Here is a 22059-nt window from a genome sequence, read left to right on the forward strand (position 1 = left end):
GATAGGAATCAGAAAAATGATAAATGAATTTGATATTTGTATTATTGGTGGTGGAATCATTGGCGCTTCTATTGCCAGAGAATTAGCAAAATATGATATTAGCATACTTGTTTTAGAGGCTAACCCAAGGGTTGCACAAGAAACAAGTGCAGGCAATTCGGGTTTAGTTCATGCGGGTTTTGATCCAACTCCAGGACGCTTGAATGCCCAGTTAAATATTAAGGGTAAGCTTCGATACGAAGATTGAATAAGAGAAATGCAATTCCCATATTTGAGAATTGATTCAACAATTGTTGCATTTACCCAAGAAGAGATGGATCACATAAAAATGTTATATGATCGCGGACTACAAAATGGTCTTCATAAAAAAGAATTAAAAATAATTGATGCACAGGAGTTACAAATCCGCGAGCCCAATATTTCCAAAGAAGCTATTGGTGCTCTGATTGCTAACTCTTCCATTGCAGTTGACACTGTTGAGTTAACAAAAACATTATTTACAAACGCTATTCGTAATGGAGTCAAATTAAAGGTAAATTCAAAAGTTGTTGCTATTAATCGTAAAGATAACAAATATATAATTACAAATTCAAAAGAAGAAATATTTACTAGTACCTATATTATAAATGCTACTGGCCACTATGCAGATGAAATTTCAAGCATGGCTGGTTATCCAGATTTTAAATTAAAAGCTCGTCGCGGCGAGTACCGCATTTTAGAAAAAAGTGAAGCTGGTATTGTGAACTCAGTAGTTTTCATGGTGCCGACAATTCACGGAAAAGGGGTTATTGTGTCCCCGATGCTAGATGGTCGAGTAATGGTAGGACCAACGGCTGTTGAGGGTGTTGCCAAAAATGAAACACGATTAGTAACCCAGGAGCAATATGATTTGATTGGTGAAATTGGAAAAAAATTAATTCCCTCAATCAATATGAACAAAACAGTGACCACATTTTCGGGGTCTCGACCAATTGAAACCCAAACTGATGATTTTTGAATAAGATTTGCCAGTGGTGATGATCATTTCATTAATGTGGCAGGAATGAAGTCACCAGCAATTGCCTCAGCTCCAGCCATTGCAGATTATGTTATTGAATTGGTTGAGCAAACTTTTGGGACTTTAAAAATCAAGCCCAACTATCAACCTCAAGAAGTTTCACTAATTCCTTTAGTATAAAACTATTTATTAAATAAAAGGAGATTATATATGGAAAAATATATTATTACTCTTGATGAGGGAACGACCTCAGCTCGTACATTAATTGTTAACAAACAAGGAGAAATCGTGGCTGTTGATCAAAACGAATTTACTCAATACTTTCCTAAAGAAGGATGAGTAGAACATGATGCAGTTGAGATCTGAAACACCCAAAGATCAACTTTAATTCAGGTTTTGAATAAGAGTGGTATCATGGGAAGTCAAATTGAAGCTATTGGCATTACCAATCAACGCGAGACTGTTGTGGTTTGAAATGTTGAAACTGGTTTACCGATTTACAATGCGATTGTTTGACAAGACCAAAGAACCGCCAATTATTGTGAAACCATGGGCCAAAAGGAAACTGATATGGTTAAGGAAAAAACCGGTTTGATCTTAAATCCATATTTTTCAGGAACTAAAGTAAAATGAATTCTAGATAATATTGATGGAGCCAGAGAACTTGCAGCAGATGGTAAATTAATGTTTGGAACAATTAATACTTGGCTAATTTATCGTTTGACTGGTGGAGAAGTATGTGTAACAGATCATACAAACGCCCAAAGAACTTTGCTTTATAATATTCATACCAATGATTGAGATGATGAATTATTGGCCTTATTTGATATTCCAAGAAATATGTTGCCAGAAATTAAATCTTGTTCTGAAGTTTATGCTAAGAGTTATCCAGGTTTGATTTCAAAAAATGACAAAACTCAAATAAAAATTGCTTCTTCAATCGGAGACCAACAAGCAGCCTTATTTGGTCAATTGTGTTTTAACTCTGGGGAATCTAAAATTACCTATGGTACTGGTTGTTTTATTTTAATGAACACTGGAGAAGAAAAAGTTTTATCAAAACGAGGTTTACTTACAACTGTGGCGGTAGCTTATAAAAATAAGATTACTTATGCCTTAGAAGGTTCGGTAATGGTAGCGGGAGCAGCAGTGCAATGGTTAAGAGATAATTTAAGAATTATTTACAATGCTTTAGAAACAGAGTGGTACGCTGGACAAGTCAAAGATGATCGCAGAATTTATGTGGTCCCTTCATTTACAGGTCTAGGTTCCCCATACTGAGACCCTTATTCTCGAGGAGCCATTTTTGGACTAGATCGAGGAACTAAAAGGGAACACATTGTGAGAGCGACTCTTGAATCAATTTCTTATCAGGCCAATGATGTATTAACTGCAATGGCCAAAGATGTTGGTAAAAAGTTTTTAACCATTAAAGTTGATGGGGGAGCTTCTAATAATCGCTTCTTGATGCAATTTCAAGCAGACATTTCTCAAGCGCAAGTTGTTAAACCAATTAATGTTGAAACAACCGCAATGGGGGCGACTTATCTAGCGGGATTAGCAGTTGGGTTTTGAAAAAGTTTAGATGAAATTAATGATAGCTATAAAGAGGATTTCACACTAAAACCAAATTGAAATCAAGAAGAAGCTGATAAAAATATCAGAGGATGAAATTCTGCGGTTCAAAGAACTTTCTCGTGAACTAAGGATATTGAATAAAAAAGTAAAAGAAGTTATTTTTAAAATAACTTCTTTTTTTAAATAAAAATGTTTTCAATATGGCGGAAAGGTGCAAGAATCGAACTTACCTAAGAAAACTTAATTCCTCAACATAGCTTCGGAGGCTAGTGGGAGCACCAGCTACCCAATCCTTTCCAAAAAGCTCATATTTATGAGCGATTTATTTAATATACAAAAATATTATAACATTTATTTTTTAATATGAATTTCAAAACCTACTTGAGCTTCTTTAACTCTGAAGTCACTCACTTTGATAGCAGTTAACATTTTTGAAACATTATCACGACCATTAGTCGAACCAACTATAACTTTGAACTCATCTCCATGTTTAGCGGCTTCAATTATTTTTCTGGTTTCTATAACAGGGACAGGACAACTTTGTCCTAAAAAGTTTAATTCTTTAATATTTGAACTCATTTATGGCATCTCCTACAACTTCTAAATCTTGTTCTAATACTGTCTTAAAATCTATTAAGACTTCATCTTTTCTAATAATAGTAATTATCGGTATTTGATAATTTTTAAAATAATCGTAAATCTTTTGAACTTTTATTTTTGAACTTTTTATGGCCAAGGCTTTGCTTGGAAAGAAAGTTTGAGGACAACTACCACCACCAATTGTGGCACTACTATCAACTACTTCTAAACTAAGTTCTGGATTAAAAACTAGTTTAAGGCAATCTTGTAAACGTTTTTCTACTTCACCAATTGGTTCGCAAATCATTCTTAGCGTTGGAATTGTTTTAATTGCCTCTTTTTCATCTAAATAAATTTGTAAAATAGTTTCCAAGCTTGCTAAGACCAATTTGTTAACCCTTAGTATCCTAAACAATTGATTTTTCTTAATCTTGTTAATTAATTCTTTGTTACCAACAATAATTCCTGCTTGCAATCCACCCAGTAGTTTGTCCCCGCTAAATAAAACTAAATCCGCTCCTTGAGCTAGTGATTTTTGAACAGTATTTTCTGAAACTAAATCTGGGTGATATTTTCCTAAATCAATTAAGGTTCCGCTGCCTTGATCTTCAATAATAATTTGCTCTAAGTTTGTAATGCTTTTTAGTTCATCAATTTTAACCGATTTTGAAAATCCATCAATTTTATAATTAGACTGGTGAATTTTTAAAATACCTTTAATGTTGTTTTCATTGATAGCATTTTGATAATCTTCTTTATGAGTGCGATTGGTTGTTCCAATCTCAACTAGTTTAACTCCGGCAGCTTTCATTATTTCAGGTATTCTAAAACTTCCCCCAATCTCAACTTCTTCACCTCTTGAGATAATTACTTTTTTGGACTTAAATAAGCTATTAAGAGTTAAGAATACAGCAGCAGCATTGTTGTTAACAACAATACAATCTTGAGCACCAACTAGTTTGGACATAAGCTGACTTACACCCAAATCTCTAGCACCACGTTTTCCGGTTTCTAAATCTAATTCCAGATTGGAGTATCCAGAACCAACGTTTATTAAATTAGAAATAACTTGATGGGGCAAAACGCTTCTCCCTAAGTTGGTGTGAATAATTGTTCCGGTTGCATTTATTACTCTAGTTAAAATATTTTTGTTATTTTCAAAAGCTGTAATTACCTTTTGAATAATAAATTCTAAATTTGGTTCGAACCGCTTGTCTTTAAGAATTTCCTCGCGTAAATATTTAAGAACTAAATTGATAATTTGTTTTTTCTGAGAATCGAGTAGGGGAAATTTTTTAATTTCATCTGAACCTAAAAGTAAATTTAAGCTAGGAATTAATTGTAGTCGTGAATTTTGCATTATTGAATGTAAATTTTGTTTTTCTTGTCTGACTTAATATGCCCGATTTCAAAAAAGTTACCTTTATCTTCTTTGCTCATTTTTTCTCAATTTTCTTTTGTAAAGGTACAAATCAAACCTCCACTGGTTTGGGGATCGAATAATACTTCTTCGTATGAAAGTCCGATAGGATTTAAATATTCAACACAGTGCTCATAGTTTCTTCGGTTGCTTGCCCCAGCTCCTGAGAAATAAAAGTTATCAAAAAAATATAAAACATCATCGATAATTGGCAGTTTTTTTGAATCAATATACGCACTGTTTTGTGTATTTGTTAAACATTCTTTTAAATGACCAATCAAACCAAATCCGGTAATATCAGTTGAGCTAGTTGCTTGATGCTTAACTCCTAAAGCGCTTGTAATATTATTGGGAGTTGTCATTCACTTTAAGGCTTTTTTATAGGTTTCGGGTTTTATGTCATCCACTGATTTGGCTGTCATACAAGCTCCAAAACCTAAGGGTTTAGTAATTGTTAATATATCACCATCTTTGGCTGTATTATTTTTCTTTAAATCTTCTTTATTAACAATTCCAGCAACATTAAGTCCGCAAAGCAATTGTTCTCCAACAATGGTATGACCACCTTCAATGGGAATATTCAAAGGATCTAGGATTGATTTTACTCCTTTCAATAATTCAACAATTTCTTCGTTTGTCATTCCTTTGGTCACGCTTAAAATATTTAAAGCATATAAAGGTTTTGCTCCCATGGCGTAAATATCGCTAATTGAATTACAAGCAGTGATTTGTCCGAAAGTGAATAAGTCGTCACTTATCATTGGGAAAAAGTCCATCGACTCAACTAGAAATTGGCTTTCACTAATTGGATAGATTGAACAATCCTCGTTATTTAAGCCAGTTAATTGACTTTTACTGTTCTTATTAATTTCTTTTAATATGTTTACTAAACGTTCACTATCCAACTTGGTTGAACAACCCCCTAAACAAGTTTGTTTCATATTTTATTTTCCTCCTTTTTAAAGTTCTAATAAATTTTTAATCACGACGGCAAGTCGTTACTTTTCTTTGAATGCAAAGTCCTAATACAGCCCCAATAACCATAAAGATTGTAAAGAATCAACCACTACCTTTGAAAACTGAAATTCCAAATCACATAGCTCCTAAATTACATCCCCCAGCAATCTTGGCACCAATTCCCATTCCCAATCCTGCTACTGCCAAAATTATTGGTTTTAATCATGTTTTAGGTCTCCCAAATTTGAAATTATTACTTGATAGGAAATAGAACATCGCCCCAATGATAATACTTAAGTTAAACATCGCTCCGGTATCTTTTAATGGACCAGCGCTAATTTTTGCTGCTGAAATAACTTCTTTATTATTAATTACTAAACCGTGAATACCCAAATCGTGATATCCAAATAATCAAAGAATTCACGCTCCTCAATTTGTGTAACCCCCGGCAACACCGCTTGTTCCTTTTGTAGCTGAAATATAAGCCCCAAATCATAGAGCTAATAAAATGGCTCCAATGTGTCAACTTCACTTTTCTACAAAAGCTTTATAGTAGAGTTCTTGTCAAAAGTTTTTTTTATCATCAGTTTCAACATTATTTTCAGTCTTTCTGACATCTTGTTTAATATAAAGAGGGTTTGTTTTTTGTTTTTTTATTTCCACTAGTTTTATTACTACTAGTAGAATTGAAAATAAAACCAAGTTAATGATAATTCCAATCAGTCATCCATAATTACTACTTAAATTACTATAGTTGGTACCATCTCCTTGCAGAAAGTTTAACTCTGATGTGTAAACATTAAGTATAGCACCAATAAATGCTCCAAGACTAAAGAATATTATAACTATAAAAGCTCCTAAGGTTCCTTTTCCTCCATCAGTTAAAATTCCTGAAGCACATCCCCCGGCAAATACCATTGCTAATCCGAATACAAATCCCCCAAGTATGACACCAAGTCCGATGCTGGCGTTACCAGCCAGAGTAGTTCCAAAACCTGCGATAATAAATCCGGCTATCAGAGTTGATAAGGTCATCATTAATATCATTAATCTAGCTTGGCGGCCATCACCGTTATTTACTAACCTTTTAATTGGTCCTAAAAAACCAAATCGACATCGACTCAACAAATAACCTAATAAACCTCCAAATATTCAAAATAGAATAATCGTCTGACCGGCTCCTTTATAATAATCCGCAAAAATTCACTGTAAAATCATTACAATAAAAAACGCTAAAAGAAAAAAACTAATAAATTTTTGCCAGTTGTAAGTTTTTTTGGAATCTAATTTCTTTTCCATTATTTCTCCTTTATAAGTATCTTACTCCTAAAACAAAAAAAATTCTATTTTTTGTGCAAATTTTAAAAAAAATACAAGGACTTAAAATACTATTTTTATCATAAAAAACACAAAATATACGATTAGAAATATTTCTATTTTTTTTATATTTTTATAAAAAAAGGTTGAATTTTTACAATAAAAGGAATAGTATAAAAATATATATGGGAGATGATGAATACGGCTTTAAAATTATTATTAAAGCAACATGTTGGTCCACCTTGTAAACCGATTGTTAAAATTAACGAGCAGGTAAAAAGAGGTCAGTTGATAGCTGTTCCAGACGGAATCGGAGTTAACATCCATGCCAGTTTTAGTGGTAAGATAGTTGAAATAACTAGTGATTATATTGGGATTGAGGATTTTGATCTAAATGAACCACTAGATAATTTTGTGAAATTAGACAAAAATTTAAATCATTTGCAACTTATTGAAGCCGCAGGAGTGGTTGGTGCCGGAGGTGCCGGCTTCCCCGCATTCATCAAATACGCACATCCATTCGAAAATAATGACGGAACTGTTATTATTAACGCTGCGGAATGTGAACCAAGTTTACAACATAATATTTATCAAATCGAAAATGATTTTGACACAGTTTTAAGAGGTCTTAAATACATGATGGAAGTGACAAATGCCAAAAAAGGTGTTGTTGCCACTAAACATAAGTATAAAAAAGCCTTTTTAACAATTCGTAAAGCCTTAGAAAAGGAACCAAATATTGAATTATTTGACCTAAGTGATATGTATCCTGCCGGAGATGAGCGAGTAATAATTCGCGAAGTTTGTGGGATTCAATTGGCACCAGGGGAATTACCTTTCAAGGCCAAAGCGATTGTAAGTAACGTTGAAACATTCAAAAATATTACAAGAGCGATTGAAGATTTACGACCAGTTTTTACCAAAGACTTAACAGTTGGAGGGAAAGTTAATTTAAATTCTTCAGGAAAAGTATTTATGGATGTACCATTAGGAATAACTGCGCGTGAGATGTTAGAAAAAGTCAATGGAGTTATAGAACCGATCGGACCCTTATATGTGGGAGGTCCGTTTATGGGACAAATAAAAGACATTGACACACCGATTACCAAAACTACCGGTGGATTTCTTGTTGCGATGCCTTTATTAGATTTAAAGGAAGAAAAATTTGGTTTAATTGGGTGCGAATGTGGTGCTCAATTACCAGAGCTAAGAGACTTAGCTCAGCTTATGAAAGCAGAAGTAGTGGGAGAATTAAATTGTAAACGTATGGAACCAGATGAAAATGGTCGCTTACGTTGTAACTTGCCTGGAATTTGTCCAGGGCAAGCCCCTACAGTATTAAAATTAAAAAAAATGGGAGCCACAACAATCTTAATTGGAACTTGTGAGTCCCGGACTAATACCGTGGCTAGGGTCACACCAAATATGGGATTAAAATTAATCCATAAATCTGACTTTACTTTAAGAGCGACAGGTCATAGCCTTTATCGAAGAATTGATAAAGCTTAGGTCTTTTGCAAAAGTAAGTTATAAAAGAAGGGAAGTTGATTAAATGTCAATGGACAAAGAAAAAGCTTTAAAACTTAAAGATAAAAAAGCTTTTACTTGTTGTCGCTTTGAAGCGGGTTCAACAATTGACGCCTCAATTCTTGAAGATCCAGCATTATTACCAGATTTTGTTGATTCAGGATTGATAAGTGTCAGTGATGATATGCTAACAATTGGTCAAGTTTTAGGAGCTAAACTAAAGGTCACTGTTGATGCTTTAACTCCATTAACTCCAGCTAATGTTGAAAATTATTCAAGTGTTGAAGAAGCACCAAGCACAGCAACACAAACTGTAGCACAAAGTTCAGACCAACCAACTAAATATATCGCCCCAACCAACTCAGTCAATGATGGAATGGTGCGAATTAATATTGGTTTAGGTACAAATATCAATATTGAATTCCCAATGGGTTCAGCTTCTGGAAATGTATCGGGTATTGATAATATTGTAAAAAATATGTCAGAATCAAATAACTCAAATCCAGTATCGGGAAATAAAACTTGTGAACCAAAAGTATTAAGAACATTAAAAAAAGAATACGTAAATATTAAAGAAGTTAAGATTGGCAAAGCTTTTGAATTAAAGGATGGAATCTTGACAATCGATAAAGGAATAACTCAAAAATGTTTAGCTAAGGGTGACTTGGTAACTAAGTTTGATTTTGAAATAATTACTCAAAAAGATTACTCAAAAGATTCAGATACAATTATGGATGTCCAACCAATTGCGGCTAAAATTGAGGATGAATTAGGTAGTGGAGTGACTCGAGTTTTAGATAATGTTGTTATTGTCTTAACCGGGGTGGATGAAAACGGAAAACAAATTGGAGAGTTTGGTTCAAGTGAAGGTCCATTAGATCGCAACATTATGTGAAATCGTCCCGGAGCTCCTGACTTTGGTGATATATTTATAAAAATAAATACTGTCATAAAAGCAAATGCAGGAATGGAACGTCCAGGTCCTCTAGCAGCTCACTTAGCAGCGGATGTCTTAACTCAAGAAATTAGAAAAGTTTTAACAGAGGCTAAAGGATTAACTGTTGTTAAAACTGAAAATTTAGAACACAAACGTAATTTTGGAAAGCCAAAAGTTGTTGTGGTAAAAGAAATTATGGGTCAAGGAGCAATGCATGATAATCTAATTTTACCAACCGAACCAGTTGGTACAATTGGGGGAGTTCCCAATGTTGACTTAGGTAATTTACCAATTGCAATTTCACCATTAGAATTACTAGATGGAGGAGTTCATGCCCTAACTTGTATTGGACCAGCTTCAAAAGAAACTAGTCGTCACTATTTCCGTGAGCCTTTAGTTGCTCAAGCACTAGTTGATGAAGAGATTGATTTTGTAGGTTTAATTTTAGTTGGTTCACCTCAAGTAAATGGAGAGAAATTTTATGTTTCAAAACGTTTAGGAATGATGGTTGAGTACATGGGAGTTGATGCAGCCATTATTACCACTGAAGGATTTGGTAATAATCATATCGACTTTGCATCACATCATGAAGAAATTGGTAAGCGTGGAGTTAAAGTTGTTGGATGTACTTATGCAGCTCAACAAGGAGCCTTGGTTGTTGGAAATCAGTACATGGTGGCCATGGTTGATAACAATAAATCAAAACAAGGAATTGAAAATGAAATTCTTTCAAATAATACTTTATGTCATGAGGATGCAATTCGTGCACTAGAAATGATTAAAGCTCAAATTGATGGAACCGAAATTCAAGAGGCAGAACGTAAGTGAGATCCAAATATTAAACAAAACAATATTGATCAAATTAAATCACAAGCTAATTTAAATTTTGAATTAGTTAAAAATGAGCAAGTTTTAGAGAAATCTCGTAAGCGTGCTGAAATTTACGAAAAAGAATAATTAAGGAGAACTATGTTAATCGATTCAGACCAAGCACGTTTATATCAAGGTGTCATTACAAAATTTGATGACGTCTCAGTTTCAATAGATCTATTAGGTCGAATGGGAGAAATGCGCTTCCCCTTAAGAATGATTATTACCGACTACCCTTTAAAGGTTGGTCAGTTAGTATCAATCTCACTGAGTTACCCTCAAGTAATTAGTGATGAAATTTATCAAAAATAATTTTAAAAATTTTTTACAAGAAAGGAGAATCTAATATGGGAATCAAAGGATTAAAATCTGAAATTTATGTACCAATAACCCCACCACCAGTTTGAGCTGAAGTTAAAAAGCCGCTAAAAGAAATGCGTATCGCTTTGGCAACTGCGGCTGGAGTTCACCTAAAAAAAGATAAACCATTTAATCTAGCTGGTGATACTTCATACCGAATTATTCCAGGAGATGCACCGGTTAGTGACATGATGGTATCTCACGGTGGTTATGACAATGGTGATGTAAATAAAGATATCAATTGTATGTTTCCAATTGACAGAATTCGTGAATTAGCTAAAGAAGGTTTTATAAAAGAAATCTCACCAGTTAATGTTGGATTCATGGGAGGTGGAGGTAACCAACATGTGTTTACCGATGAGACCGGACCAGCAATTGCTAAAATATTAAAAGATGAAAATGTTGACGCCGTTTTGCTAACCGCAGGCCGGGGTACCTGTCATAGAACTGCAGTTATCGTTCAAAGAGCAATCGAGGCATTAGGAATTCCTACTATCATCATTGCAGCACTACCACCAGTATGTGCACAGAACGGCACACCAAGAGCGGTTGCTCCCCTAGTTCCTATGGGGGCAAACGCAGGTGAACCTAATAATAGGGAAATGCAGTACAATATTTGTAAAGAGTCATTAGAATGATTGATTAAAATAGATCAACCAGGAAAAATAATTCCACTTCCTTACGAATATCACGCAAACATCTAATTAATATTTTTAAGGAGAATCAATATGCTTCAAATCAAAACTTATCTCAAATTTAATCCAGAAATCAGTAATGCTTTCTTTTGATTTTTTGAGTAAGCTAGATTTGAAGCATTTTTTATTCTAAAACTTTAGTAATAAAATTACTAATTTAAAATTAGGAGGAAAGTATGAAAATTAATAAAGGTGCTATAATGACAGTTGAGTCACACACTGCTGGTGAACCAACTCGAATTGTCTTGTCAGGAGTACCCTTACTTAAGGGTAAGAATATGTCTGAGAAAAAAGAAGACTTATTAAAAAATTATGATGATTTTAGAAAACTATTAATGCATGAACCTCGCGGTCACAACGATATGTTTGGAGCTTTATTAGTTCCTCCATGTAATCCTGAGGCAGACTTTGGTGTAATTTACACTGAATCTGGGGGTTGTTTGAATATGTGTGGTCATGGAAGTATTGGACTGGCAACTGTTCTTGTTGAAAATGGAATGGTTGAAGTTAAAGAACCAGTTACAGAAATTAAACTAGATACACCCGCTGGTTTGGTAACAGCCTATGTGGATGTTAAAAATAGTGAAGTTCAATCTGTGAGAATAAAAAACGTGCCTTCATTTTTATATAAAGAAAACATTGAGGTAATGGTCCCAGATTTTGGTAAAATAAAAGTGGACATTTCATTTGGTGGTAGTTTCTTTGCTCTAGTTGATATGGAGCAGCTAAAGACAACTAACGAAATGAAAAATGTTGACTTCTTAGTTGATATTGGAATGAAAATTCTGAATGCTTGCAATGAGCAAATAAAAGTTATTCACCCAATCAATGAGCATATTAAATCAATCGATTTAGTAGAGATGTATGAGAAACCAAATTCTCGCCATCCAAAAAATTATTCAAATTGTGTAGTTTTTGGAATGGCACAATTTGACCGATCACCTTGTGGAACTGGCACTAGTGCTAAAGTTGCTACATTATTTAAACGCAAGGAATTAAAACTAAATGAGGACTTTGTTTATGAATCAATTATGAAAACTAAGTTTATTGGTAAAGTTTTAGAAACAACTAAGGTTAAAGAATTTGATGCAGTAATTCCTGAAATTAAAGGTAATGCTTATATTACTGGATACGCAAATTGAGTTCTCCAACCAACCGATCCATTTCAAGAGGGATTCAATCCTAAAACTCACAAATAGAAAAGGGTGGAATTATGAATGTAAAACAGAAAACAGTTTCTTCAGAACCTGATTTTGAAAAAAAGCTCTTTTCCTTTGATAAAAAAATCGATGAGGTAAGTTTTGAAATTGATAATTTAAGCGAGTTATTAATTTCTAAACGTACAGCTTTTAAAAATGATTTAAAAGAAAATAAAGCTCTTAAAAAAAATAATCAAATGAATGAAACTGATTTTGAAAGCAGGAAAAAAATTCTTATTGAAACATATAGCAGTGAAGTTAAAGAAATAAAAACTAAGCTGGATTTATTAATTAATCAAAATGCAGCTGAGTATGAAAAAGTTGTTCAACTTAAAAGCGATCCGCAAAGTGCTGTATTAAAAAAACAGTTTCAACAAGAATATGTCGCTCTCAAGTCGGAATATAAGTTAGCAATCATAGAAATTAAGGAAAAGAAATTAGCTAATAAGGAATTAGAAAAATCAGCAATCACTGAGGTGAAAGAAAAGTTTCTACCCCAACTTGCTGAGAAGCGAGATAAAATTCTGACAACTAAAAAAGCAATTTCAGCTAAACTAATAACAATTTTATTTGTAACTATTGCCCCGGTGGCTTTGTTGATTACCTTATTGGTTAACTATTTGGTTTACTATCCATTAACAAATCTGGATGAGAACGGTAATCCCACAGCGTATGATTTTAGCAAGTATGAAAGTATTGTTGCAGTTGTTTTAGCAGCTATTCTTATAATAATATCAATTGTTTTTGGTTATTTCTTTGTCAGAGATGCCACAAAGCGATCAGTATCAGAAAGAAAAAAATCTTTTGGTAAGTCTGCTGTAATCGGTTTAGTTACTGATTTCTTTGATACAATTGGTGTTGGTAGTTTTGCTCCAACTTTGGTAATGATGCAAGCAATGGGGGTATCGGATAACATTAAAAAAGTTCCTGGAACTTTAAATGTCTCCCATACAATCCCTGTAGCAATTGAGGCTGCTGTATTTATTGCTGCTGTTGATGTTGAGATAATTACTTTATTAAGTTTAATAATTTGTGCGGTAATTGGTAGTTATATCGGTGCTGCGCTAGCAAATAAATTTAATTCGCTTTGGATTAAATTAATTATGGGAATAGCTTTATTTATAACCGGAATTATGATGATTCTAACCCATAATGATGTTCAAGCTATTAAATCTATGGGTCCGGGAACTAATGGATTAGTTGGTGATGGTATTCCGGCTTGAAAACTTCCAACTGCAATGATTATTTTTGTAATACTAGGAGCATTGATGTCGCTTGGAGTTGGACTTTATGCTCCTGCAATGGCAACTGTTGTTTTGATGGGTATTAACGCTGATGTCGCCTTTCCGATAATGATGGGGAGTTGCGCATTCTTGATGCCGGTAGGATCATTTAAATTTATTCAAGATAAAAATTATTACCCAAAAGTTTCCATTGGGATAACTATTGGGTCTAGCGTAGGAGTTCCTCTAGCTTTCTTAACAGTATTTGTTGGTCTACAAGTTGGATTAGGTTTAGATAAAACTCAATTTATTAATGTTTTATTATGAATTGTAATTGCGGTTGTATTTTATGCTTCAATTACAATGGTGTATGACTTTTATAAAACTAAAAGGAAGTTAAACTTTCAAAAACTACAAATAGAATAGGTAAATATGAAAAAAAATAAAAAATCATTACGAGTGAAGCAAGCATCAAATTTATTTGCAAAGCATCGCAGTGCAATCTGAATTCAGTTGTTAACAATAATAGTTCTGCTAATATTTTTACCATTTGCAAAGGATTTTATTGCTGTGTTATTTTCAACATATGTTGCGTGATCTGCTCCAGTAACGGTTTTTTATTTTTTATTTTTCAATTTAGCTTATGTTGCAATTTACAATGTTTCTAAAAAATCTCTAGTAACTAATTTAATTGCAGGTTTCTTAATATTATTAAGTGGGACTATGGCAATTTTATTTATACCAACAAGTAGATTTCAAGCAATTATGTTTTCCTTAGGAATTTATTTGAGCTGCATCCCGATGGTGGTCGCTACCTGATTTTCATTTATCAGAGGTAATCAAGTTGATAAATATTTAGGATTTAAAGAAACACTTTTTGACTTAAAAAATTTTAAGTTTAAAGTAAATAACCAAGATGTAAAATTAGAACTTTATATTGGAGTTGGCCATGTAAATGTTGAAATTAATAAGACAAGAAGGAAATTTAATGTTTCAAAAATACATAGTTTAGAATTTAAGTGCGCTTCAGTTTTTAATAAACCAGGAACAATAAGTTTCGCAATTGGTGAGGACATTTTTAGTTATTCTTACTATTCTGCTTTAGAAGATGCAATTATGTTTGCTTTGGCATATAATTTAATTCGCGTTCAACCAAAAGCTTTTGAAAAAAAGTAGATAATTAGATTTAATAAGAGGTGAAAATATGAAAGAAATTTGTTTGGGAGTTCTGGGACATGTAGATCATGGTAAAACAACTGTGGTTCAACATATAACTAATAAGGATACAGATCACTTAAAAGAAGAAAAAAAACGTGGCATGTCAATCAATATAGCTTTTTCATTTTATCAAGCTCCTAAAAAATTAATTGGATTTATTGATTTACCAGGTCATGAAAAATTTATTAAAAATATGATTGCCGGAGCTAGTAGTGTCAATGCAGGATTATTAGTAGTGGCTTGTGATGATGGAATGATGCCTCAGACATTTGAACATTTGCTTATTTTTAAAATATTTAAAATAACAAATCTAATCGTTGTTTTTACCAAAACGGATTTAGTCGGATTAGAACAAATTACTAAAATCAAAAAAGACGTACAAGATTATTTGAAAGAAAATTCATTTAAAATTTTTGACTCAGTGGAAGTTAGCAATAAAAATCCTGACTCATATGAAAAACTTAAAATAGTTTTAGATAATTTTAGTAATTGATTTTCTGAAAATATTCCTGATAAAATAAATTATTCAAATAACTACCGCCTAGATATTGATAGGTCATTTACAATTCAAGGAAAGGGCACTATAATTACTGGAACAACCAAAACTGGAACAGTTTGTGAAAACGATGAACTAGAGATTCTTCCTAAAAAAATTATTGTGAAGGTTAAAGAAATTCAAGTTAATGACCAAAGAGTCGCCAATGCTAAAACCGGTCAAAGAACGGCGCTAAGAATTGGAAATATAAACTTCAACGAAATAAGTCGAGGAGATATTATTGCAACTCCAGGAACTTTGCTGAAATCAAAATTGATTGATGTCTATTTAAATTATGATAAGACTAACATTTCAGAATTAAAAAATAAAAGTAAGGTTAAAGTATTTATTGGAACTAAAAATTATTTAGCAAAAGTAAAAATACTTGTTAACAAAAAAGCGATGCCAGGAGAAATGGTTTTTGCACAATTAGAATTTAGTGAACCAATATATTTTCAATTGGAGGATATTGGATTAATAAAATTAATTTCTGAAGAAAATATATCCGGAGGATTTGAAATATTAAGAGTTAGCAGTAAAAGTGTTAAGTCTAAAAACCAAGATTATTTAACCGAACTTGAGAAAATCAAATTTGGTGATTTTATTGAAAAAACAATTATTGAAATTAAAAATAATCCTGATAAAGTTGTTGACCTTTTTCAATTTGGTCTGAGAGAAACTAACATCAGTCACGAAGAGTTGATTATTTATCAAAACAAAGTTATACATATTAGTAATTATTTTGATTTACGTGATAAAATTTTATTTCAAATTAAAAAATATCATGCAAATAACCCTTTGAAAAAAGGAATTAATTTTCTGGAAATTAATTCAACACTAAAAGAAGAGGTTAATAGCAAACACCTTAATTTTATTTTGTATCTAATGATTCAAGACGGTTTAATTAAAGTAGAAAACCAAATGTACTCTCTGAAAAATTTTGAGTTAAAACTAACTAAAGAGCAACATGCAATAAAGAATTTGATTTTGAGAAGAATTAAGGATTGAGATTTGAAGCCAAAAGAAATATCAGTTATTAAAGAAAAGGTAGTTGATACAAAAACATTCAAGGAGATGTTGAAATACCTAATTTCAAATAAAAGTATCGTTCAATTGGATGAAAATAACTTTATTACAGCAACAAATTATCAAAAAGTTATCGATAAAGTTGACCTTTTCTTTAGCAAAAATAAATCACTAAATATTGATGAAGCCAAAACCTTGCTTGATCTAAACCACAAATATGTAGTTTTAATTTTAGAAAAAATGGACTACGATAAAATAACACTGATTAAAAATGAAGTTAGAGTAAGGAATTTGATTTTATAAAGTTAGAAAAGCTGATAAGAATCAAAATCTCTCAATTGATGTTGGGAGATTTTTAAAATTCATTAAAATTATTTTTTCTTTGTGAAATACAATTGTAATTAGTTAAATAATAATTTAAAATATACTAAATAAATCATAAAATACATTATGAGAAGGAGAAAATAATGGCAAAATTTGTAAATGATAAGGCCTTTACTTATTCAAAATTTAAAGGTTTTTTAAGGCCGATTTTTGTTGCGGTTAAAAAAAGTCCGTGACTTTTTACATTTATAGTTCTTTCAGTTGCTTTTGATGCCATTGCCTTCTCATTCATTCCTAAATTCTTGCAAATGATGATTCAAAAAGTATTGCTAACAGCTCAGCACGAAGTTGACCCAAGTGTTAGTTTAACTCAAGATTTATTTGGTTGAAGCGTTACCATCCCTTGATTAAGTTGATTATGAGTAATTCTTGGAATTTTCGCATTTATGGTTGCTTGTGAGTATTTTGGTAACTATACTTCAGCTTTGTTTGCAAAACAAATTGAAATAAACCTAAGAATTGAATGCTTAGAGCGATTGGTAAAACAAGATGTAAGTTATTACTATGACCACCAACTGGGTTTAATTATGTCAAGAGTAATTGGTGATACAGAAGGAGTAGGATTAGGATTAAATGACTTCTTTTTAAATGCCGTTTACTTAATTTCGATGTACATCACAACTAGTTGTTTAATGTTAACAATGGATGTTCCAATTGCTCTAATCGCAATATCATATACAATGATAATTTTCATCGCAACTTGAATAATATTTATTTATTATCGTAGAGCTATTTTTGTTTCAGTAGATATTAGACAATCTATTGATACCGAACTAACAGATCGCTTGATGAATGTTAGATTAGTTAAGGCCAATGGGACTGAAAACTATGAATCACAAAGAGTAATTGAAAACCATGAACCATATAATAAGGCAGCAAACAAAGTGGTTCGCTTACAAACCACTTTACAAATGTTTAACGGATTTGCGGTTTCAATTCTATCAAGTATTATGGTTATATCTGCTTTTTTACTTTATAGTTCAGATCCCGATAAGGTTGTTAACTTAATTGTTGGATTTACAACTTCAATTTTCGCCTTAGCAGCACCAATTTCGTATGCAACTATGACATTCAGAGGGGCTACCAAGGCTGCGAACTGTGCCATGAGGTTATCTGATATTATTGATCCAGTACCATTAATAATTCCTGATCCTAACGGAATTAAAATTGATAAAATTAAAGAAGTTAAATTTGAAAATTTAGGTTTTGCATACCCAACTAAGCCAGATCGTCAAATTTTACCAAATATCGATTTTGTCTTTGAGAAAAACAAAAGCTATGCTTTTGTTGGTGAAACCGGGGTTGGAAAATCAACTTTTGCTCAGTTACTGTTAAGATTTTATGATCCTACTCAAGGAAGAGTCTTAATTAACGGTATTGATTTAAGAGAACTACATTTACCAAACTATCTAAGCAAGGTTGGTTATGTCGAACAAGAACCACAAATATTATATGGGGATATCTATTATAATGTTGCTTATGGATTAGAAAATGTTACTAACGAACAAATCGAAGAAGCCTGTAAAAAAGCTCAACTTGATAAGTACGTCCAAACTTTACCAGAAAAATACCACACAATTTTAGGTGAACACGGATTAATGTTTTCTGGAGGCCAAAAACAAAGACTAGTAATTGCGCGACTATTCTTAAAAGATCCGCAATTGTTAATTCTTGACGAAGCTACGAGTGCTTTGGATAATATTGTTGAACACGAAATTCAAATGGAATTAGAGAAATTGATGAAAAATAGAACTAGTGTTGTTATTGCCCACAAACTAAGTACAATTAAAAATGTTGATCAAATTATTGTTTTAGATAAAGTTAAAGGAATTGCTCAGATTGGAAGCTTTGAAGAACTTAAAGACGTTCCAGGAAGATTTAGAAAACTATACCTAGCGGGACTAATGGAATAAAAAAATCTAGGAAACTAATTTAAGTTTCCTAGATTTTTAATTTAAAACCACCGCTAAGACAACTAGAATGATAAAAATAATTCAGCATACCACAAATGATGATATGATAAAGTTTCTGTGTCAAAATTTAAACTGCTGACGCATTTTATCGTTAAACCTAATGATTGTTCAAACCAAAAAAGGTAAAAGAAAAAAAATTGCCGCAAAAATTGCATAAATTTCCATAAATACCTCATTTCTATATTATTATATAAGAAATGGGTAATTAATCCAATTAGAAAGAGGAATTATGAAAAAAAGAGATTTTATATTTAGTGCATCAACAAATGCATTTCAAATTGAGGGAGGAAGAAATTTAGGAGGAAGAACTGATTCAATTTGAGACGAGTTTACTAAGAGAAATTTTGTTATTCCACCAGTTGGTGTTGCTGGAAGAGAAATTAATTCAATCGAAATTGCAGCAGATTTTTATCACAAGTATAAAACAGATGCTAGAATTATGAATAAACTTGGACTTCAAGGGCTGGTTTACAATATGGATTGAACAAGAATATTTCCAAAAGATGGAGAAACTATTAACCCAGAGGGGATTAAATGACATGATGATGTTTTTAAAACCTTAGTGGAAAACGGGGTTCAACCAATTCCGATTCTTTATCACTGAGACACACCACTTTGAGCTCAGCTACAAGGTGGCTTTGAAAATCGCGAAATTATAGAATGATTTAGAAATTATGTTAAAGCCTGCTTTAAATATCTAGGTAAATATACAGATATTTGATTTGTAAATGATGAAAATTCGACTTTTACTTTAAGTGGTTATTTATCTGACTATATGCCGCCCGCTAGAAAAGACAAAACTGCTTTTGTAAAAGCGTTGCACTTTTTAAACATGACTGCAGCAATAACTAAAGAAGAATTTGTAAAGGCAAAAGATAAAGGTTATCTTTCAAAAGATGCAATCCTGGGAATTGATCATGATTGAAATCCACCAATTCCTTTAAGAGAAAATAATCCTGAAGATATCAAAGCTTGTGAAGTTTATAATCAATGATTCAAAAATTTATACTTAGACCCTAATTTAAAAGGTAGTTATCCAGAGGTATTTTTAAATTGAATCAAAAACGAAAAAATTGATTTTGTAATTTCAAAGGAAGATATGGAATTTATGAAAAAAAATCCAATGGACTTTATTGGTTGAAATTATTACCGTCCATGTTACATTAGTGCATACAGTTTTGATGATAAAACAATTAAACTGCAAAAACCTAGTGAAGAGTTTTTTGTAAAAGAATTTAAACAATTGTATCCTGCAAAAGATGTTAAGTATACCGATTGGAATTGAATCATTGATCCTTCTCGTTTAGTCTCCGGAGCATTAGAATTAAAGGCTGAATATGGAGATTTACCGTTCATGATTATTGAAAACGGTATGGGAGATTTTGATGACAAATCACAAGATTTAATCATTGATACAAAAAGAATTGAGTTTTTAAAAATTCATATTGCAGAAGTTATGAAAGCTAAGGATGCTGGAGTTAACTTTATTGGTTACTCACTATGAACTTATTGTGATATTTTTTCTCCAAGTGGTGGATATCGAAAAGATTACGGACTTGTTAGTGTTGATTTTAACTCTCCAATTAGAGAGCGTAAACCTAAGTTGAGTTATGCTTGATATCATCAAGTCATCAAATCAAAGGGGAAAGATTTAGATATTGATGATGTAAAACTTAAAAAAGATCTAAAAAATATTTTAGAAGGTTGAGATTTATTTTACAAATAATATGGCAAAAGAATTAAAGAGTGTTAAAATTTTAGACCAAAAAGTTATTGAAGAAAATCAAATTGAGTTTGAAAAAAATAGAGAAGAAATTAATAAACAAGTTTATACATCTGTTATTGAAGAGAGGGCTAGAGTTAAAAAAATAATTTGCCGAGCAAAAATTAAAAAAGAAATTGAAAGTGTTTTTCATCAATACTTAAATATAACAGCCAAGGACTTACACCCTAATCTAGAGGTTGACCAACTTGAGGAAGGCGGGTTTTATGTTACAAGTAAAAGCAAAAATCGTATTACTTTTTTAGTCAAAAAACTTGAGATAAATAAGGAAATAATGGTTGAATGATTTTCAAAAGACCAATGATTTACCAGAACTATTGTTTTTTCGAGCAATTCAAAAAATAATGTTACAAAAATAAAGTATATGGATATTAGCAAAGGTAAACGAAGCATAGCTGGATTCATGGAAAGACATGTTGCTGGAGTTTATACCAAAAGACAACAACTAGCTTTTATAGTTAGTATGTTTCAATTAAAAATTGATCTAGGAATTTATCCAAAAAGTAAAATCCCAGCTATTGAAAAAAGAATGGAAAGAGCTTTGAATTACTCAAGAGAACTATATTAAAATGAAAAAAATTCACTTTGGTGAATTTTTTTAATCTTCAAAAATGTCGCGCATTCTGTTTTTCATTTTACTTTCGTATTCACGCATTTCATCGGCACTAACTTCTTTACCGTTGATTACGTATTTAGAATTACCATTGTCTTTGAAATCCATATTTCTAAATTTATCAAAACCTTGCATCATGTCGCCATTTTTTCTTTTATAAGCTTCATATTCTTCGCCAGTCATCTTTTTACCGTTTACTGTAATTTCTTCTTTAACTTCTACGTTACGTGAATTTTTACCCAACCCACTCCCTAGTGGGTTGTTGCTAAAAAAATCTCCTCCAAATGAATTATTGTGTAATAAATCATCAATCTTTTCACTAGAAACTGCTTTTTCTTTATTTTTTTTCTTAAACATAATTAATACCTCCTATACTACTTAATTATACTTGTTTTTGAACTTTTAATTCTTTTAAAATGAAATTGATTTAACTTTATAAATATATTTATTAAAATATTTCGATTGTTAAACAAAAAAATAACTGGTGAAAATGAAAGAGGCAAAAATTTTAGAAAATTACGTATCAAATGATGTAAAGAAAAAATATAAAGAATTTGTCGGTAAATTTAAAAAGCCAAAGCATAGTTTTAAGAGTTTTAAAATTAAAAAAACTTTACGACCACTAGTTAAAATTATTTGCAAAAAAGTTAGAAATGAAAGCAGAGATTTTTTTGATTTGCTCAGTTATCTTGATGCCATGGGTCTATTTACAAATCAGGACTAGGTTGAAGAAAGTTTATAAAATAAATTTTAACAATATATAAGAAATTAATATGGTCAAGTATTGGTGCTTATTTGCAACTTTTTTAGCATGATTAAATTTTAAGCAAATTTTTTAAAATAATAATAAATATATTTATTGTATAAA

Annotated in this window: 19 protein-coding genes and 1 tRNA gene; 14 read left to right on the plus strand and 6 right to left on the minus strand. The window is 31.8% G+C overall.

Annotation, left to right across the window (positions count from 1 at the left end; all coding sequences use genetic code 4):
• Nucleotides 1-16 precede the first annotated feature (16 nt).
• A complete protein-coding gene (glpO, locus tag SALLE_RS01050; RefSeq protein WP_115557788.1) occupies nucleotides 17-1177 on the plus strand; it encodes a type 2 glycerol-3-phosphate oxidase in 1161 nt (386 codons plus the stop codon).
• 30 nt (nucleotides 1178-1207) lie between these two features.
• Complete coding sequence (glpK, locus tag SALLE_RS01055) at nucleotides 1208-2716, plus strand: glycerol kinase GlpK (protein WP_115557789.1); 1509 nt, start codon at nucleotides 1208-1210, stop codon at nucleotides 2714-2716.
• Nucleotides 2717-2776: 60 nt separating this feature from the next.
• Here glpK and SALLE_RS05935 read toward each other — a convergent pair.
• From SALLE_RS05935 to SALLE_RS01075, 5 genes are all read right to left on the minus strand, one after another.
• A tRNA-OTHER gene (locus SALLE_RS05935) sits at nucleotides 2777-2873 on the minus strand.
• Between the two features lie 53 nt (nucleotides 2874-2926).
• Nucleotides 2927-3154, minus strand: a complete 228-nt coding sequence (locus SALLE_RS01060) for a sulfurtransferase TusA family protein (protein WP_115557790.1) — start codon at nucleotides 3152-3154, stop codon at nucleotides 2927-2929.
• Nucleotides 3138-4514, minus strand: coding sequence for an L-seryl-tRNA(Sec) selenium transferase (selA, locus tag SALLE_RS01065; RefSeq protein WP_115557791.1), 1377 nt, complete (start codon nucleotides 4512-4514; stop codon nucleotides 3138-3140). Before selA ends, SALLE_RS01060 begins: the two co-directional genes overlap by 17 nt.
• Entirely contained in the window at nucleotides 4514-5515 is a 1002-nt protein-coding gene (gene selD, locus SALLE_RS01070) for a selenide, water dikinase SelD (protein ID WP_115557792.1), read from the minus strand. Before selD ends, selA begins: the two co-directional genes overlap by 1 nt.
• Before the next feature lie 37 nt (nucleotides 5516-5552).
• On the minus strand, nucleotides 5553-6830 hold the full coding sequence (locus SALLE_RS01075; RefSeq protein ID WP_115557793.1) for a YeeE/YedE family protein: 1278 nt from the start codon (nucleotides 6828-6830) through the stop codon (nucleotides 5553-5555).
• Between the two features lie 210 nt (nucleotides 6831-7040).
• Here SALLE_RS01075 and prdC point away from each other — a divergent pair, with 210 nt between their 5' ends.
• The 11 genes from prdC to SALLE_RS01130 all read left to right on the plus strand — a co-directional run bounded on the left by prdC (nucleotide 7041) and on the right by SALLE_RS01130 (nucleotide 21146).
• Nucleotides 7041-8357, plus strand: a complete 1317-nt coding sequence (gene prdC, locus SALLE_RS01080) for a proline reductase-associated electron transfer protein PrdC (RefSeq protein WP_342768165.1) — start codon at nucleotides 7041-7043, stop codon at nucleotides 8355-8357.
• A gap of 43 nt (nucleotides 8358-8400) precedes the next feature.
• Nucleotides 8401-10269, plus strand: a complete 1869-nt coding sequence (gene prdA / locus SALLE_RS01085) for a D-proline reductase (dithiol) proprotein PrdA (protein WP_115557795.1) — start codon at nucleotides 8401-8403, stop codon at nucleotides 10267-10269.
• A gap of 12 nt (nucleotides 10270-10281) precedes the next feature.
• Complete coding sequence (locus SALLE_RS01090) at nucleotides 10282-10494, plus strand: CBO2463/CBO2479 domain-containing protein (protein ID WP_115557796.1); 213 nt, start codon at nucleotides 10282-10284, stop codon at nucleotides 10492-10494.
• 35 nt (nucleotides 10495-10529) lie between these two features.
• Complete coding sequence (gene prdB, locus SALLE_RS01095) at nucleotides 10530-11246, plus strand: D-proline reductase (dithiol) protein PrdB (protein WP_115557797.1); 717 nt, start codon at nucleotides 10530-10532, stop codon at nucleotides 11244-11246.
• 167 nt (nucleotides 11247-11413) lie between these two features.
• Nucleotides 11414-12436, plus strand: coding sequence for a proline racemase family protein (locus SALLE_RS01100; protein ID WP_115557798.1), 1023 nt, complete (start codon nucleotides 11414-11416; stop codon nucleotides 12434-12436).
• Nucleotides 12437-12450: 14 nt separating this feature from the next.
• Entirely contained in the window at nucleotides 12451-14085 is a 1635-nt protein-coding gene (locus SALLE_RS01105; RefSeq protein WP_115557799.1) for a sulfite exporter TauE/SafE family protein, read from the plus strand.
• Between the two features lie 6 nt (nucleotides 14086-14091).
• Nucleotides 14092-14835: a hypothetical protein gene (locus SALLE_RS01110; RefSeq protein ID WP_115557800.1), complete on the plus strand. Its 744-nt coding sequence runs from the start codon at nucleotides 14092-14094 to the stop codon at nucleotides 14833-14835.
• Between the two features lie 28 nt (nucleotides 14836-14863).
• Complete coding sequence (gene selB / locus SALLE_RS01115) at nucleotides 14864-16741, plus strand: selenocysteine-specific translation elongation factor (protein ID WP_115557801.1); 1878 nt, start codon at nucleotides 14864-14866, stop codon at nucleotides 16739-16741.
• Between the two features lie 164 nt (nucleotides 16742-16905).
• A complete protein-coding gene (locus SALLE_RS01120; protein WP_115557802.1) occupies nucleotides 16906-18735 on the plus strand; it encodes an ABC transporter ATP-binding protein in 1830 nt (609 codons plus the stop codon).
• A 289-nt stretch (nucleotides 18736-19024) separates the two neighbouring features.
• A complete protein-coding gene (locus SALLE_RS01125) occupies nucleotides 19025-20521 on the plus strand; it encodes a glycoside hydrolase family 1 protein (protein ID WP_115557803.1) in 1497 nt (498 codons plus the stop codon).
• Between the two features lies 1 nt (nucleotide 20522).
• A complete protein-coding gene (locus SALLE_RS01130) occupies nucleotides 20523-21146 on the plus strand; it encodes a hypothetical protein (RefSeq protein WP_115557804.1) in 624 nt (207 codons plus the stop codon).
• Nucleotides 21147-21176: 30 nt separating this feature from the next.
• Here SALLE_RS01130 and SALLE_RS01135 read toward each other — a convergent pair whose 3' ends face one another.
• Nucleotides 21177-21548 (minus strand): hypothetical protein, encoded by a 372-nt coding sequence (locus SALLE_RS01135; protein WP_115557805.1) that lies wholly within the window; start codon nucleotides 21546-21548, stop codon nucleotides 21177-21179.
• Between the two features lie 133 nt (nucleotides 21549-21681).
• On the opposite strand from SALLE_RS01135, the gene SALLE_RS01140 reads away from it, so the two are divergent.
• Entirely contained in the window at nucleotides 21682-21915 is a 234-nt protein-coding gene (locus SALLE_RS01140) for a hypothetical protein (RefSeq protein WP_115557806.1), read from the plus strand.
• Nucleotides 21916-22059: the final 144 nt, after the last annotated feature.

The sequence above is a fragment of the Spiroplasma alleghenense genome (genome assembly GCF_003363775.1).
Taxonomy (GTDB): domain Bacteria; phylum Bacillota_I; class Bacilli_A; order Mycoplasmatales; family Mycoplasmataceae; genus Spiroplasma_B; species Spiroplasma_B alleghenense.